Source organism: Actinoplanes sp. NPDC048791 (assembly GCF_040650095.1).
Classification (GTDB): Bacteria; Actinomycetota; Actinomycetes; order Mycobacteriales; family Micromonosporaceae; genus Actinoplanes.
Genome location: NZ_JBEZGQ010001609.1, coordinates 1 through 1,290, shown reverse-complemented (window position 1 = coordinate 1,290; position 1,290 = coordinate 1). Strand labels below are relative to the sequence as shown.

At 72.9% G+C, this 1,290-nt stretch carries 2 protein-coding genes; both read left to right on the top strand.

Annotated elements, in window-relative coordinates; genetic code table 11:
- Positions 1-325: cellulose binding domain-containing protein (locus AB0C29_RS48940; protein ID WP_360835291.1), on the top strand; the 325-nt coding region annotated here is incomplete at its 5' end.
- Between the two features lie 98 nt (positions 326-423).
- Positions 424-1,290 (top strand): mechanosensitive ion channel family protein (locus AB0C29_RS48935; RefSeq protein WP_360835289.1); only part of this gene is annotated, 867 nt, incomplete at its 3' end.

The window sequence follows — 1,290 nt, the reverse complement described above, 5'->3', positions numbered from 1 at the left end:
CCCGCCGCTGCCGCTGACCGCGACGATCAGCCACGTCGTGGACCCGGCCGAGGACGGTCTCCTGGGGTACGCGGGAACGGTCCGCATCGAGAACCCGGGCTCCCGCGACGTGACCGGCTGGCGGGTGACCCTGACCGTGCCCGGCGGCAACACGGTGACCGCCACCGGCGCCTCGGTCGCGCAGGACGGCGAGACGGTGACGTTCACGCCGGCCGGGGAGCCGACCGTGCCCGCGGGTGGGGCGGTCACCTTCTCGTTCCAGGTGGCTGGTCTGCTGTCCGCCCTGCCGGGCGCCTGCGTGATCGACGGCAGCCCCTGCTCCTGAGCTTCACCTCCCGCTGACGGTGCGGATCCGGGTCCGGCGACCTATGGTCGGCGCAGGCCGCATCGACACCGGCCGCTGACACCTTCCAGGGAGAGCAGATGAGCGGCGCCGATCTGAGCGATGCGTTGAGCGACATGTGGCGTTCCGTGTTGTTGTTCGTGCCGACGGCGCTGGCCTTTCTCGCCATCCTGCTCATCGGCTACGTCCTGGCCCGGCTGGTCCGCACGGTGGTGGTCAAGACCCTGCGCCGGATCGGCTTCGACCGGGCCGTCGAACGCGGCGCCATCGGCAAGGCGCTGGGCGGCCGCGTCGAGCCCAGCGACCTCTGCGCCAAGATCGCGTTCTACGCGGTGCTGCTCTTCGCACTCCAGCTGGCCTTCGGCATCTGGGGCCCGAACGCGGTCAGCGACCTGCTCACCGCGCTGATCGGCTGGCTGCCCCGGGCCTTCGTGGCCATCGTGATCATCGTGGTGGCCGCGGCGATCGGCGGGGCGGTCCGGGACCTGATCGGCAGCGCGCTCGGCGGTCTCGCGTACGGGCGGGTGCTGGCGCAGGTGGCGTACTGGCTGATCGTGGCCCTGGGGGTCATCGCGGCGCTGGAGCAGGTGCAGATCGCCACGGCGGTGACCCAGCCGGTGCTGATCGCGGTGCTGGCGACCGTGGCCGGGGTGGTCATCGTCGGTGTCGGCGGCGGACTGATCCGCCCGATGCAGCGGCGCTGGGAAGTCTGGCTGGAGCGGGCGAGCGCGGAGTCGGCGGCGATCCGGGAGCACGCCCGCAGCTATGCGGACGAGCGGGCCCGGGTCGAGGCCGAGAAGAAGGCGGCCGAGGAGGAGGCGGCGCGGAAGGCGGCGGCGTTGGCTGCCGAGCAGGCGCGGCTGGCTGAGCAGGCGCGGGTTGTTGAGGCGGAGGTGGGTTTGCGGGAGGACGCGGGGGCCGTAGCGGCGCGGGCTGAGGCGGTGGAG